We start from the raw sequence: 13,063 nt of genomic DNA, 5'->3' as shown, positions 1-13,063 counted from the left end.
CGACTGGCGCATCGTCACCGACAGCCGGCCTTCCCAGGCCCGGTAGAGCTCGCAGAACCGCGAATAGCGATACCCGCCGGGTTCGCCCGCGATGTACTCCTCCCACAGGACCGACAGCGTCACGTGCTTGCGCTTGAGCTCGCGATGCACCGCCGCCCAGTCCGGCTCGGGCTGCCGCCGATGGCCCCGCCGGGTGCCGGGACCGGCTCCGGCGCTGGCGAACAGCCGGGCCTCCAGCACCGTGTCGGTGACGTCGTCGGGCAACGGCCAGGTCAGCCCCGCCGCCTCGAACCGGCGGATCGTCAACCGCACCGTCGAAGGTGCCGTTCCGACCCGCCGCGCAATCTCGCGGGTCGCCATCCCGGCCGACTTCAATCGCATCACATCGCGCACATGGCGCATCGCAAACCTCTCCGTCGGCATCCAGGTCCCCTTCGCAAAGCCGAAAGGCGGGACCGTAGCGGAGCCAGAAGAGGCCTCGTCACCCCGGGCGACATCATCCCGGAATGGTGGGCGAGATCATCTCGGAATGGTGGGCGACATCAAATCGGAACGGTGGGCGCGATCATTCCGGAATGGTGGGCGACATCGAGCGGAATCAGCATATCCCAGGAAGAATTGGCGCACGCCTACGGATCGAGCACCATACAAATAGAACGCTTCTCTGGTATCCGCTGGTTGGCGGCAACTCGCAAGCGGGATGCGCATCTTTTGGCGCAGAAGCAGCTCGAACTCCAAAATGCTGCCCCAGTGGCAGCCGAAGAAGCGTAACCGGCATGAGGCCCCACCTCGCCATTGCGAGGTTCGCCTGCGATACAGCCTGGCTTGACCTGATCGATGGAGGTGCAACGATTGCAAATGCCATGCTTGATGCCAGGCAGGAAGGTGATTCCTATCGTCCGGTCGAGGTGATCACCGGGCAGCGGCGGCGATGGACGGACGAGGGGAAGGCCCGGATAGTGGCGGAGAGCTTCGAGGAGGGTGCGAACATCTCCGAGGTGGCGCGGCGCAATGGCGTTGTCCGCGGGCTGCTCACGGTGTGGCGACACCAGATTGCGGCGGCGGGTGGCCAGCAAGGCGCCGAGCTTCGTGCCGATCCAAATTGGTGCCGAGAGCGGTGGTGGGATAGCTGGCGAGACCGAGCGTATTTCGTCGGCACAGACGAGGCCGTTGGAGATCGCTGCACCGGCCACCAAGCTCTCCGGGGTAATCGAGATCGAGATGAGTGGGGCGCGCATCCGGGTCGAGCCGGGCGTGGAGCTGGCGACGCTTTCGACGGTGCTGTCGGCGCTCCGGGGCATCCGGTGACTGCACTACGGTCTGACCTCAAGATGGTGCTGGCGGCACAGCCGATCGACTTTCGCAAGTCGGTGCACACGCTGTCGGCGCTGGTGAGCGAAGCGCTGCGTGCGAACGGGTATTGCGGCGACGTCTTCGTGTTCCGTAGCAAGCCCATGGACGGAGTGAAGCTTCTGGCGTGGGACGGCAGCGGCATGTAGTAGGGGAGCTTCTCCATTTGGTTTTGAGCTGCCCCAACGAGTCGCTTTTCGCTAAATCCGAGCGCGACCGACCACAGTCCGGGAATTTGACCGACCGATGGGGTCTTCCCGGCTCCAAGAGTTCGATGCCTGCGGTTACCAGATGGACGCTATGTCGGAGCGTTCGATATGAACTTGACCTCTTCGACTGCCGCAACTGATGAGCGCAGAGAGATTACTGAGCGATTTCGGCCCATTCTGGCCGAGTTATGCGACCGGCTACGAACGCCACGTCTCATCTTGCCGAAGGAGTGGCACCTAATTGTTTCACGCTGGTCATATCCTCGAGCGGTGCTGCATTTAACTTGCTGGCACGTACACCGGGTCCCCACTCGGTGAAGGGGGCACATTGCGCCAACTGCTATTGGAAATACGCAGGCCCTGGAAGGCACGGCGATTCCTGTGGAACGATGATGATGCCGGCCATTGCCACCGTGTCTCAATCATACTTTGCCAGGGCAATATGGTCCTGGTCATGGAGGAGCAAATTTCGTGGCCATACGATCTCTCGCTCAGAGAGATCCGGGCCTTGCATCTGGTTGCAACCGGCACGTCAAATCCGCAAATCGCCGAGCAGCTCTTCGTCTCGCCGCGCACGGTCTCGACTCACATCGAATACATCCTTGCAAAAATGGGATGTGTCTCGCGGGCCCAGCTCGCCGCGAGAGCCACGTCCGAGGGGTTGTTGCTTGCTCAGACACCTGCCAAGTGCGCTCGCGGTCGCGATGTTCTGGTAGACCGCGAGCTCAGGCCGGAAACGAAGGCCAGGTTAGTATCGCGGTATCCAATCTGTCCCCGCCAGCGGAAGCCGTGTCATGGCGGCTGCCTCGACGGTCAGGGCTACAAGATCCTCCGGCTCCAGGTAGTGCAAGCGGCTCTTTCCGCACGCACGTGCGATCGTCTGCGCTTCGAGCGTGACGACCTTGAGGTAATTCGCAAGCCTACGGCCCGCGAGCACCGGATCGAGCCGCGCCGAGAGAGCGGGATCCTGAGTGGTTATACCCGCCGGATCTTTGCCCTCGTGCCAATCGTCGTAGCAGCCGGAGGTGGTCCCCAGCACATGGTATTCGCTCTCATAGCGGGGATCGTTATCACCGAGTGCAATCAACGCGGCAGTCCCAATCGCGACCGCATCTGCTCCCAGTGCAAGAGCCTTGGCCACGTCGGCGCCGCTACGAATTCCACCCGAGACGATCAATTGCACCTTTCGATACATGCCAAGATCCTGAAGGGAATGCACCGCGCTGCGGATCGCCGAAAGAATCGGAATTCCAACATGCTCGATGAAGACATTCTGTGTCGCAGCGGTACCGCCCTGCATTCCGTCGAGGACCACGACGTCTGCGCCGGCTTTCACGGCGAGAGCAACATCGTAATAGGGTCGGCTTGCACCGATTTTCAGGTAAATCGGTTTTTCCCAGCCCGTCAGTTCGCGCAGCTCCAGTATCTTGATTTCCAGATCATCAGCCCCCGTCCAGTCCGGGTGCCGGCAAGCAGACCTTTGATCTATTCCCTTGGGAAGTGATCGCATCTTTGCCACGCGATCGGAGATCTTCTGCCCGAGCAGCATGCCGCCGCCCCCCGGCTTGGCGCCCTGTCCTACGACGATCTCGATTGCATCTGCCTTGCGCAAGTCGTCCGGGTTCATGCCGTATCTGGAGGGCAGATATTGACAGACGAGTGTCTTGGATTGGTCCCGCTCTTCCGACGTCATCCCCCCGTCGCCCGTCGTTGTTGAGGTACCTGCCAGACTCGCTCCTCTGCCGAGCGCTTCTTTGGCCTGAGCCGAAAGAGCGCCAAAGCTCATGCCTGCGATGGTCACCGGGATCGCAAGCTCAACCGGCTTTTTGGCAAAGCGAGTCCCAAGGACCACACTGGTCTCGCAGCGTTCCCGATAACCCTCCAGCGGATAGCGTGACATTGATGCACCTAGGAATAGAAGATCATCGAAATGCGGCAGCTTCCGCTTGGTGCCTCCACCGCGGATATCGTAAATGCCGGTCTCGGCCGCGCGCCGGATTTCTGCAATCGCATGTTCGTCAAAGGTCGCGGAGGGGCGCGGTGGAATGTAGCCCCACGTCTTCTCAATCGTGTTCATCAATAGGCCCCGACATTGTCGATATGGAAGTTGTAGAGCTTGCGGGCAGACCCATAGCGTCGGAACTCCGACACATCGACCCTATGAGCCTCGCCAGCCTGCTTGAGGAGCGCAAAGAGCTCGGCGCGATGTTCGTCCTTCAGCTCCTTTTCGATGCAATCGGCGCCGAGGCTCTCGACTTTACCGCGAACATAGATGCGGGTCTCGTAGATCGAGTCACCCAAGGCTTCTCCGGCATCGCCAAATGCAACGAGACGGCCGATCTGGCCCATAAAGCCCGACAGGTGGCCGAGACCGCCCTTTACGACAATATCCACCCCCTTCATGGAGATGCCGCAGCGCGCGCTCGCATTCCCTTCGATCAAAAGGAGGCCTCCATGTGCGGTTGCGCCGGCACACTGGCTGGCATCGCCCTTCACGTGGATCAGACCGGACATCATGTTTTCGCCGACGCCCTGGCCGGCGTTTCCGTCGATGACAATGCTGGCCCACTTATTCATGCCGCCACAATAGTAGCCGACGTGGCCTGCAATCTCGACATCGAGAGGCGCGTCGATCCCAACCGCAATCGCGTGGGCTCCATTGGGATTCAGGACTCGAAACGATGCCTCGTCCGTCTTCGTATCGCCGCCGAGCGCCTGCAACATCGCATTGAGATCGCGAAGCGGCGTCGTCAGAAGATCGATCTCCCGAGTATAACTGGATGGCCGACTCTGATTCAGATCGCGTTGCGACCATTTTCCGATGTCGATCTGATTCATTCCCTAGTACTCCCAGAAGTAAGGTGTTGCGGGCTTCGGCTCGAACACCCGCGCGTTTTTGATTCCTGGCAGGGATGTCAGACTGCGATACTCGGACGCGAACGCGACATAGTCCTCGGTTTCGGCCATCACCGCAGGCTTGCAAGCGATTGGATCGCGCAACACTCCGAATCCGCTCTTGGTCCCGACCACAAAGGTAAAGAATCCATCGAGATCGTCCAGGCTCGATTTTAGAGCCTCTCCGAGCGTTCTCCCCCGCTTCAACTCACGGGTCAGGTAGCCTGCGGCGACCTCGGTATCGTTCTCTGTCTGGGGGACAATGCCATCGCGCTGAAGCTCGCGCCGAAGAGATGCATGATTGGAGAGCGAGCCGTTGTGGACCAGGCATTGGTCGGGTCCGGTCGAAAACGGGTGAGCACCCGTCGTGGTCACTGCGGACTCAGTGGCCATGCGGGTGTGGGCGATGCCGTGCGTGCCAACAATAGAGGCGATATCGAACGAGCGTGCGACATCGTCGGGATAACCCACTTCCTTGTAGATCTCGAGATTGGAGCCCTCGCTCAGAACCCGAACGTCCGGAGCATTTTCAAAGAGCCAATCGCGGCATAGTCTCACGAGATCGGTTGGCACAGTCAAAACAGCATGCGTGTAACGGCTCGTCACGGAAACTGGAGCACCTACTGATCGTGAGAGCACGGCTCCGAGCGCGTCGAAGTCGGATCTGCCTTCTACAAAGGTCAATGTAAGTTTCGCTTGTCTTGGCTCCCCTCCCGTGTACAGCGCAAAACCAGCTGAGTCGGGCCCCCGGCTACACAGGGTTGAGGTCATTGACGCAAGCAACTCGCCGAGTTGCGGCTGAAGTCGCGTTCCTTTGATAAATAGGCCTGCAATTCCACACATCTTGCTCTCCGGCACAGGTGAGATCAGAAGAAGCTGAGATATTTTTCAACTTCCCAGTCGGACACGTGGCGGTGATATTCCAGCCACTCAGATCTCTTCAGCGATATGAATTCTTTGACGGTCTCCCCGAGAGTGCCGGCAAATAGCTGATCTGACTCGAGGGCATCAAGCGCTTCGGTGAGCGTCTGCGGAAGCAGATCTATGCCCATCTCCTTGATTGCCTCGAGCGAGAGACCGTAAAAGTTGACGTTTCTGGGCGCACCTGGATCGAGCTCACGCTCAATACCATCGAGACCGGCGGCGATGATGGCCGCGGTTGCGAGGTACGGATTCATGCTGCTGTCGCCTGTGCGAATCTCAAGCCTGCCGTAGGGTATCCGCGCCATTGCGGTGCGGTTATTGTCGCCATAAGCGACAAAGGCGGGAGCCCATGTCGCGCCGGACACTGCGCGACCGACGACAAGACGTTTGTAGGAGTTCACCGTCGGTGCTAGAAGCGCCGTCAGCGCCTTTGCATGGGCCAGCACGCCTCCTAGGAAATGGTATGCGAGCTTGCTCAAGCCCATTCCATTTTGATCTGCGTCATCGTGAAAGAGATTCCGCCCGTTCCCATCGGCGATCGAGCAGTGGATATGCATGCCACTGCCGGTCGAATTGCTGCGCGGCTTGGGCATGAAGGAGCAGATCGCGCCGAGGCTATGCGCGATTTCCGAGGCGGCCATCCTGAAGAAAACGATCTGGTCTGCTGTCTTTAGCGCATCGCTGTATTTGAAGTTGATTTCATACTGCCCGTTCGCGTCCTCATGATCAATCTGATAGACGTCGATCCCGACCGCTTGCAGGCATTCCGTTACGCGCTCAAGGAAGCTTCGCCCGCGCATGAGACCGCGATAATCATAACCGGGCTTGGCGAGCGTGTCCGTGCCATCGAAGGGCGAGAGCCTCCCGTCCACCTCACGTCGCAGCAAGATGAACTCAGGCTCGAGGCCTGTATTGAAAGTCCAGCCGCGCTCAGAGAGACGCGCGACCTGCTTCTTGAGAACGTTACGCGTGTCGATTGGATGTGGCGCCCCCTTGACGGTACCGACACCCATCATGCGCGCATACCCTGGCGTCCATGGGGTGACAAGCAAGGTATCGAGCTCGCAGACCAGCATGTACTCGGCTTCATGCGGAAGCAGGCCAAGTCCCCACGCACCGGCACCAGCAAACCCGGCACCTTCCGTCAAAACTCCTTCGAGATGCTGCACCGGAACAGCTTTGCTCTTCGCGACCCCATGCAGATCGACGAATTGCGCGAGCACGTAGCGGATACCCGCCCGCTTCAGGAAAGCTTGAGCTCCAGCAACGTCCAACTCTTTAGGGGTCGCAAGGCTCCCCGGTGATATTGCGCCAGTCCACGTGTTCGGGAGATGCATTCGGACTTCTCCTTTGGTTGGCTCCTCGCCATTTTGCAGCGGTCTGGCGAGTTGCTCATGCCGGCAAGGAAATGTGACCGTTTCGGCCTTGAAGGCATGGGCCCGAATAGCACCTGCAAGAGGTCTCACCTGCTCTATTAAACGCCAAGATGTTGAACAAAGCGCACTCACTCCCTTGCTACCGCCAAGGCCTCACTTGCAAGCAGCACAAGCCGCCGCTGCTTCCCCGAAGATCATCTGCCTCTATTCGTGATCGCCTCGATTAGCGCATCGGTTTGGCGCTTAGTCGTGCCTGGCGTGACCACCAAATGGCTGACGTCCTGAGTCGCAATTTGCCATTTGGTCTTGATGCTTTCTTCGACAGGTGGGAATACAACGGTAAGTGCATTGGGATTACGCCAAGCGCTGACGCCACGGGCATTAAGCTCATCGGCTGCGTAGGCGGCTAGTTGCTCACACTGATGGAACATCCGTTTGATACCTTCGATACCCAGACTACGGATCGCATACCAGAGGATGATCGGCGTAAACGCATTGCGCGATCCACTCAACGTCGTATCCGAGCTGCCGATGTAATCGATGGTGCGCATGACACGCTGAACGTGCCGCTTGCGCGAGAGAACGACGCCGCAAGGCATCGGCGCGCCAAGAAATTTGTGTCCACTGACCGCGATTGAGTCCGCTCCATCCGCGAAATCGAACGCCAGCTTCGGGTTCAAGAGGGGCGCATACGGCCCGCACAGTGCCGCGTCGGAATGGACATAGATCGCGCTAATACCGACATCTCGAAGGACCGCACGAATTTTTAGCGTATCGTCTTTGCCTTCCTTCATCGTAGTGCCTATATTTGCGACTACCACGGCCGGGCGATTTCGGGTACGGATCGCCTTCTGCGCCAGGTCGTCATAGCTCATTTCTCCATTGGACTGCGAACGCACCACAGAGTGTTCCAGCCCGAGCAGACGAACCCCTTTGCTCACGCTATAGTGAGTGTCCCGCGAGAAGTACGCGACAGCATCCCGATAGAGCTCGCGGGCTAGATACAACCCGTAGATGTTCCCCTCGGTTCCTCCATTAGTGATGTAACCCCAAAATTCACAAGAAGGTGCCCGAAACAGCCGGGCAAAGAAATCGATAACTTCGCATTCGAAGGCATGCGAGTTGACACGATAGGTCCCCGGTTCGAACGGGTCTCCGAGGTTGTTGCCTGTGAGGCTCATGAAGCGCCACAGCTGTTCATAATCGAAGCCTTTCGCAAACGGATAGCCTAGAAAACATCTGTTTGCCTCCTGCATGGAGGAAAATAATTCGTCCAGTCTTTTGAGATCCTGGGATTCTAGCATGATGAGCGCCTCGCGAGTGTCAGAGTCAGTGGACTCTGTGACCTTTCTGGTTCCGGTTCACATGCGGACAAAGCTCCTGCCCTGAGCGCCGGTTCTCCGGTGCTCCCTCTCAAGAAGGAGGGCCGAGCATGGGGAAAAACGGTGGCGAACTGCCGACCTGAACCTCTCCCACGATTTTCCATCCCACGCGCTCATAAAGGCGTGCCGCGCTAAGGCTATCGTCCGTCCAAGATGGCGAGACCGGATCGGTAGAGACGGCCTCCCCACCCAGACCGCTGGCGCATGGGACCGATGCCAAGCATAGTGAAATACCAGTCCGACTCCTTACGGTGATATTTGCCGAACTCTCTTAATATCCGTTCGGCTTCCGAGCGTCTGTACTCCCGAACGCTCCCGAGCAAAAACTTCATCTTGCGTGCGTCATCCCGGTGCACTTTGTCGGTTGACCACTGAACCGCGCTTTTGTCGCCGTTGTCGAAACACGCGCCAGTTCGATCCGCGTACGGATCGCCAGCGTGGTACTTAAAGAAGCCGAAATGGCGTAAGTAGGACTCCGGTTTGGGATATAACCATCTCAACAGTGCACACGTCGTAAAGGCTGTGGCCAGAATAGAGATGTCCCTAGAGCGGTCCTTAGGGGCGACGATCTTGATCGACCCGTTCTCTCTTGACGCGGATTGCATAATTACTCCTCTCTCCAAGGCCATACGAGCAGCCTTGGTCGAACCAACGAAGCCGCAGTGGAAACGCGTGGAGAAGCTTCGGACTAAGATACTCCCGGTGCTCCGAAGCTTTGCGATGCAACTCCGGTTCCCTGCGACGGCCTTGGTCGTACTGCCATCGAGCAAGCAGGATTTGGGCCAATGCGCGAAGCGGTAGGCGCGCCTGTTTTGACGAGACGCAATGTCACGTTCGCAACAGGTTGGCGGGCTGCGCACATGAAGCGCGTTTGCTTTAGGACGGAGACACGCGCAGGCCAAATGCGCGACTCAGCAAACTGCACAGCGCCGATTGCCCTAATCATCTTTGGCCCGTCCCTTCTACAAGCGGTGCCATCTGTCTTTTCACAAAATGCTCACTTGCCGGTGGGGTCCGACAAGGTCGGTCAGCCAAATCCCGCGATATCAGAACCGACGGCGCGAGTCTTTACTGCGAGCACTGCCCGTTCAGATACGAACGAACGGACTTGTCGTCCCCGTTCAGGAGTACCGTCACCTCAAACACAACGCGCTAGGCTCGCCTGATGTAGTAAAACTCATGGAGCGGTCGGCACGGCGAAACACGTTTGGCCCCCCCAAGGAGTCATGCAGGCTGGGCAGATGCCAGCGGTTTTTGCAGCGCTCGCGCAACGACGCGGCGAGAAACAAGCGCCCAAGCCAAGGCGCGTACTGCAAGGGTGCGATCGCCGCTGCCGGGGTTGGCGGCAGGACGTGGCTCCCTTTCGACGACGGCGCGCCATTCCTCGAGACGCTCATCCTCGTCCCAGTCCAGATCGTAGACCAGCGGATCGCGTTCTAGGCGAGGCACTGCGTGTTGTCCCGTCGAGGGTTCTGTCAGCCTTCTCGGTCGCGTCTTCGACCGCGGCAAAGGCGGCCACGAGCCACTCGTGCGCCTCGCTGGCGCAATAGTGCGGCAGATGTTCTAGTTCGGGATGAGAAGCAATCGTCATCATTCAACCTTCCATGTTCTCGCGTTGTCCGATTGAAGACGCCTACGTTCGCAAGCCGACACACTGAGGTATATAAGCACTTCGTCGGCATGGCGCGAACCACTATCTTTTCCCGATTTGCTCACACCACTTATTCGGTGGCGCGCCGATTGCATGGAAATGAAGGCGCTCGGGGTCAAGACAGCTTGTTGCTGTTGACTGGTCTGAGCGCATGAACGTGATAGCGGGCAATCATCCAGGAGTAGCTCATGCGAGTAGCCGTCGTGCGGAACCATGATCACACGGGCGTGATCAACCGGTTCGGTCAATCTTGTCGTGAGGAATACGACCGTGACGCGGTCAAACGGATAGTGGCCGCGCTGCAGGAGGGCGGCCACGAAACGCTCCTCTGCGAAGGCGATAAAGGACTGTTCGCCACGCTCGAGCGGTTTATGCCACCCGATCCGCACGTCCCGTCCTCCGGAATCGTCTTCAATTTGGCGAGCGGAATTCAGGGCGAGTGCCATTTGTCCCACGTTCCGGCCATGCTCGAGTTGGCCGGAGTGCCCTACACCGGCGCGGGCCCCCTTGGGAATGGGCTGGCGCTCGACAAAGTTATTGCCAAGGTGCTGATGCGCGATCGCGGCGTGCCGACACCGAACTTTCGCGTGATGCGTCGCGGCACTGAGAGTACCGGCGACTTGCGATTCCCGGTGGTGGTAAAGCCGCGCTCCGAATCCACCAGCTTCGGATTGCAGCTCGCACATGAGCCCGCCCAGTTGAAGGAGGCCGTAGAAACGATCGCCACGCAATACGCACAGGATGCGCTCGTGGAAGAATACATTGAGGGACAGGAAATCTACGTCGGCTTGCTTGGAAACGAGGAACTCGAAACCTTGCCGCTGGTGGAGCAGGACTTCGGCGACCGCGAAATACGCCTTTATACTCAAGAAGACAAAGAGCGCATGGCCCTCGCGGCCATTTGCCCGGCGCAAATCGGTAATAAGCTTGCGACGATGCTGCGGGATATTTCGGTTGCGACCTTCGGTGCCTGCCAGTGTCGCGACTATGCTCGCGTCGACATCCGGATCGACCGCTCCGGCCAGCCATTTGTCCTGGAGATCAATTCCATACCGACATTGTACGGCACTTACGTTCAGGCCGCGACGACCGCGGGATACAGCTTCTCGAGCTTGATCAATCGCATCCTGGATGTCGCTCATACACGGTACTTTGGGATCGGCGTCCCCAAGACCAAACGCGCGTCGAATCGCGATCGAATTGCTCTGCGTTAGCGCCTGCTGGCTATCGCTCCGCCGCCTTGCGGTGGTTGGCAAGTCGATAGAGCGCGAGCAGATCGAAAGCAAAGAATGGGCTGCGTGGATGTTTGAATCACCCGCGCTCGACGGTTGCATAGATTCAATCTGTAGCCGATGAAAATGATATGAGCAGCGGCTATCGAATGGTGCACTACTTTTGACGGCGACGGCGCCCCAGTGCTGTGTCGGCTCTGATCAACAGGGGCGAGAGCGCGCCTCCAAGCAAAGGGAACAAACCGAAGTGCGTGCCGCGTTGAAGAGATTGCGGACGATTACAGGAAGGGGGTTGCTGAGGACATTCTCAGATGCGCGTGGGTTAGCCGGAATTGGTGTCCTTGTCGCAGTACGAAGTGTGGCAAGATGGAAAGAGAGTGATGAGCACCCTTGGTAAGAGGTTCATTCAAGGCTACTGACGAAATTCGCCCGATCGCACGTGGCGAGGGCGTTCCCACAACCTATAAGGTCTTCGTCCCTGCAAAGGTCTGCTCTTGGCGATCGGCAATAGAGTCGGTCTAACTTAGGAATTCAGCTTCAGCTACGCCATTCCCATTGCAAGCATGCGCGATTGGGAACGAGCTATTCTCCAGACCCTACCACGCGCGCGCGTCTTGACAGTCATTGATCGGCTCGTGAAGCCGCCGAAAAGACCCTGACACTTGAAGGAGCACCAGGCCGGCGTTTCGGTCGCCGATCTGTGCCGTACGTGCGACAGCAGCCGATGGCTTTACACGCCCGCCGTTCGCTCATCCCGAAGGCGTCTCGGAGATGGGCGACAGCTTTCCGCTTGACCGCCCGACACGGCTTAACCAACGAAAAACGTGCGAACCTGGCCCCCGAGTCCGCTGCAGCGGTCCTCTTCCACGTGACGAACCAGGTCACTGCTGCTGGCAGTCGTCCTCTGGTAGAGTCGAGATGTGGCGCGGTGGCGGTAGGCTGAACATATCTGTTTGCCGCCCCTTTCGTCTGGCGGTGCCTTAGTGGTTCACCCTTGGCTCCGTTTCCACATCCCGCTCATCGAACCTGGACAGGCGGATCTCCCGCATCCGGCTCTCGGACAAGACTTCACGCCTTCACCCACGGCACGTCGCGACCAAGCGCAGTTAGGCGCACGAGTCCGAAGTACCCGTAGAGGTGCGAGAGTGGATAGGTCCCGCCCTTGCGTCTCCTGACCTTGTGCTTGATACGCAACCACCGGCGCAACCGCACAGCGGTGTAGTTGTCGATCGCTCGATACGCCTTGTTGACGGTGCCTACGTTGAAGTAGTTCGCCCATCCGCGCATCGTGCGGTTCAACTTGCCCACCAGCTCTGTGGTTTCTTGCCACGTCCCCGTTCGGGCCGTCAGTGCATGGATTTGCTCAACCATACGCTTGATGCTCTTCTTCGAGGGCCGGTACCCGAGGTACGCCTTTCCGGTCTTCGCCGAATACATCAACCCGAATGGGTGAGTAGGCCGGGGAATTTCACCGCCGGCCTCTCGCAGGTAGGGTCGAGGACTGGCGCGCCGACAGGCCTCTCGACCGTGCCACGTTTCCAGTCCCCTCCACGTCGCACGCAGCATGCGGATTTCCCGCACTGCGCGCTCCCATTTGCTTCACGCCAACGCTCATGGGACCTATCCTGCTGGGGCGACTTTCGGCCCGTCGCGTCGCACTCTGTAGGCGTTGAACAGCCCGAGAGTGTCGTACAGCCACCGCCTATTCCATCGTTCCCAGCCGAAGCCCTTTCGTTTCTGAGCATGCGCCAGATGGCGCCTGACCTTCTTCTCCACCCAGTCTTTGATGAAGCTAAAGCACTCGCTGGAATGCCCCACCGCGAAGTAGTTCATGCAGACTCGATCGCGCAAGGTTGAGATGCCCAATGGCCTGAGCTTGCCATTGGCCTTCGGTATGTACACTCTTCTGACAGGGTCCGGTTGGTAGCTCTCCTCCCGGAGCGCAAGCGCCAGTTCGCCAAGCCACCGCTGCACTCCGTACGCCTCGATGTCCGCAAAGTCCTGACCGTCCACGCCCGGTGCGCCCTTGTTGGAGCGGCACTGA

10 protein-coding genes and 2 pseudogenes are annotated in these 13,063 nt (G+C 58.9%); 4 read left to right on the top strand and 8 right to left on the bottom strand.

All coding sequences use genetic code 11. From position 1 onward, the window contains the following. Positions 1 to 423 (bottom strand): helix-turn-helix domain-containing protein (locus ACFFWD_RS37445; protein ID WP_376974281.1); only part of this gene is annotated, 423 nt, incomplete at its 3' end. Positions 424 to 555: 132 nt separating this feature from the next. Between ACFFWD_RS37445 and ACFFWD_RS37440 the strand changes: the two genes are divergently transcribed. The 3 genes and pseudogenes from ACFFWD_RS37440 to ACFFWD_RS37430 all read left to right on the top strand — a co-directional run. Further along, entirely contained in the window at positions 556 to 771 is a 216-nt protein-coding gene (locus tag ACFFWD_RS37440; protein ID WP_376974279.1) for a hypothetical protein, read from the top strand. A gap of 5 nt (positions 772 to 776) precedes the next feature. After that, positions 777 to 1,499 (top strand): IS66 family insertion sequence element accessory protein TnpB, encoded by a 723-nt coding sequence (tnpB, locus tag ACFFWD_RS37435; protein ID WP_376974277.1) that lies wholly within the window; start codon positions 777 to 779, stop codon positions 1,497 to 1,499. 502 nt (positions 1,500 to 2,001) lie between these two features. Next, a pseudogene (locus tag ACFFWD_RS37430) lies at positions 2,002 to 2,190 on the top strand (response regulator transcription factor); the annotation flags it as partial. A gap of 117 nt (positions 2,191 to 2,307) precedes the next feature. Here ACFFWD_RS37430 and ACFFWD_RS37425 read toward each other — a convergent pair. The 5 genes from ACFFWD_RS37425 to ACFFWD_RS37405 all read right to left on the bottom strand — a co-directional run bounded on the left by ACFFWD_RS37425 (position 2,308) and on the right by ACFFWD_RS37405 (position 8,058). Continuing rightward, complete coding sequence (locus ACFFWD_RS37425) at positions 2,308 to 3,636, bottom strand: FMN-binding glutamate synthase family protein (protein WP_376974275.1); 1,329 nt, start codon at positions 3,634 to 3,636, stop codon at positions 2,308 to 2,310. After that, the gene (locus tag ACFFWD_RS37420; RefSeq protein ID WP_376974285.1) at positions 3,636 to 4,283 is read right to left on the bottom strand and encodes a GltB/FmdC/FwdC-like GXGXG domain-containing protein; all 648 of its coding nucleotides are present in this window, start codon (positions 4,281 to 4,283) and stop codon (positions 3,636 to 3,638) included. The genes ACFFWD_RS37425 and ACFFWD_RS37420 overlap by 1 nt, the downstream gene beginning before the upstream one ends. Before the next feature lie 117 nt (positions 4,284 to 4,400). Further along, a complete protein-coding gene (locus tag ACFFWD_RS37415; protein WP_376974273.1) occupies positions 4,401 to 5,297 on the bottom strand; it encodes a class II glutamine amidotransferase in 897 nt (298 codons plus the stop codon). A 23-nt stretch (positions 5,298 to 5,320) separates the two neighbouring features. Next, positions 5,321 to 6,715 carry a type III glutamate--ammonia ligase gene (gene glnT, locus ACFFWD_RS37410; protein WP_376974271.1) on the bottom strand — a complete coding sequence of 465 codons (1,395 nt, stop codon included), beginning with the start codon at positions 6,713 to 6,715 and terminating at the stop codon, positions 5,321 to 5,323. A 233-nt stretch (positions 6,716 to 6,948) separates the two neighbouring features. Continuing rightward, positions 6,949 to 8,058, bottom strand: coding sequence for a histidine decarboxylase (locus ACFFWD_RS37405; RefSeq protein WP_376974269.1), 1,110 nt, complete (start codon positions 8,056 to 8,058; stop codon positions 6,949 to 6,951). Between the two features lie 1,917 nt (positions 8,059 to 9,975). Here ACFFWD_RS37405 and ACFFWD_RS37400 point away from each other — a divergent pair. Continuing rightward, a complete protein-coding gene (locus ACFFWD_RS37400) occupies positions 9,976 to 11,001 on the top strand; it encodes a D-alanine--D-alanine ligase family protein (RefSeq protein WP_376974267.1) in 1,026 nt (341 codons plus the stop codon). Between the two features lie 1,086 nt (positions 11,002 to 12,087). Here ACFFWD_RS37400 and ACFFWD_RS37395 read toward each other — a convergent pair. Together ACFFWD_RS37395 and ACFFWD_RS37390 are read right to left on the bottom strand one after the other, a co-directional pair. Next, positions 12,088 to 12,390, bottom strand: a complete 303-nt coding sequence (locus tag ACFFWD_RS37395; protein WP_376974265.1) for a group II intron maturase-specific domain-containing protein — start codon at positions 12,388 to 12,390, stop codon at positions 12,088 to 12,090. 249 nt (positions 12,391 to 12,639) lie between these two features. Beyond that, a pseudogene (locus ACFFWD_RS37390) lies at positions 12,640 to 13,063 on the bottom strand (hypothetical protein); the annotation flags it as partial.

The sequence above is a fragment of the Bradyrhizobium erythrophlei genome, from assembly GCF_042430365.1.
GTDB lineage: Bacteria > Pseudomonadota > Alphaproteobacteria > Rhizobiales > Xanthobacteraceae > Bradyrhizobium > Bradyrhizobium erythrophlei.
The sequence above is the reverse complement of the archived record's forward strand: the minus strand, read 5'-3'. Positions and strand labels throughout refer to the sequence as shown.

Coding starts and splice junctions, on each gene's coding strand:
- tnpB (WP_376974277.1), top strand. CDS start 777: ATGAGGCCCCACCTCGCCATTGCGAGGTTCGCCTGCGATACAGCCTGG.
- ACFFWD_RS37425 (WP_376974275.1), bottom strand. CDS start 3,636: ATGAACACGATTGAGAAGACGTGGGGCTACATTCCACCGCGCCCCTCC.
- ACFFWD_RS37420 (WP_376974285.1), bottom strand. CDS start 4,283: ATGTTGCAGGCGCTCGGCGGCGATACGAAGACGGACGAGGCATCGTTT.
- ACFFWD_RS37415 (WP_376974273.1), bottom strand. CDS start 5,297: ATGTGTGGAATTGCAGGCCTATTTATCAAAGGAACGCGACTTCAGCCG.
- glnT (WP_376974271.1), bottom strand. CDS start 6,715: ATGCATCTCCCGAACACGTGGACTGGCGCAATATCACCGGGGAGCCTT.
- ACFFWD_RS37405 (WP_376974269.1), bottom strand. CDS start 8,058: ATGCTAGAATCCCAGGATCTCAAAAGACTGGACGAATTATTTTCCTCC.
- ACFFWD_RS37400 (WP_376974267.1), top strand. CDS start 9,976: ATGCGAGTAGCCGTCGTGCGGAACCATGATCACACGGGCGTGATCAAC.
- ACFFWD_RS37395 (WP_376974265.1), bottom strand. CDS start 12,390: ATGGTTGAGCAAATCCATGCACTGACGGCCCGAACGGGGACGTGGCAA.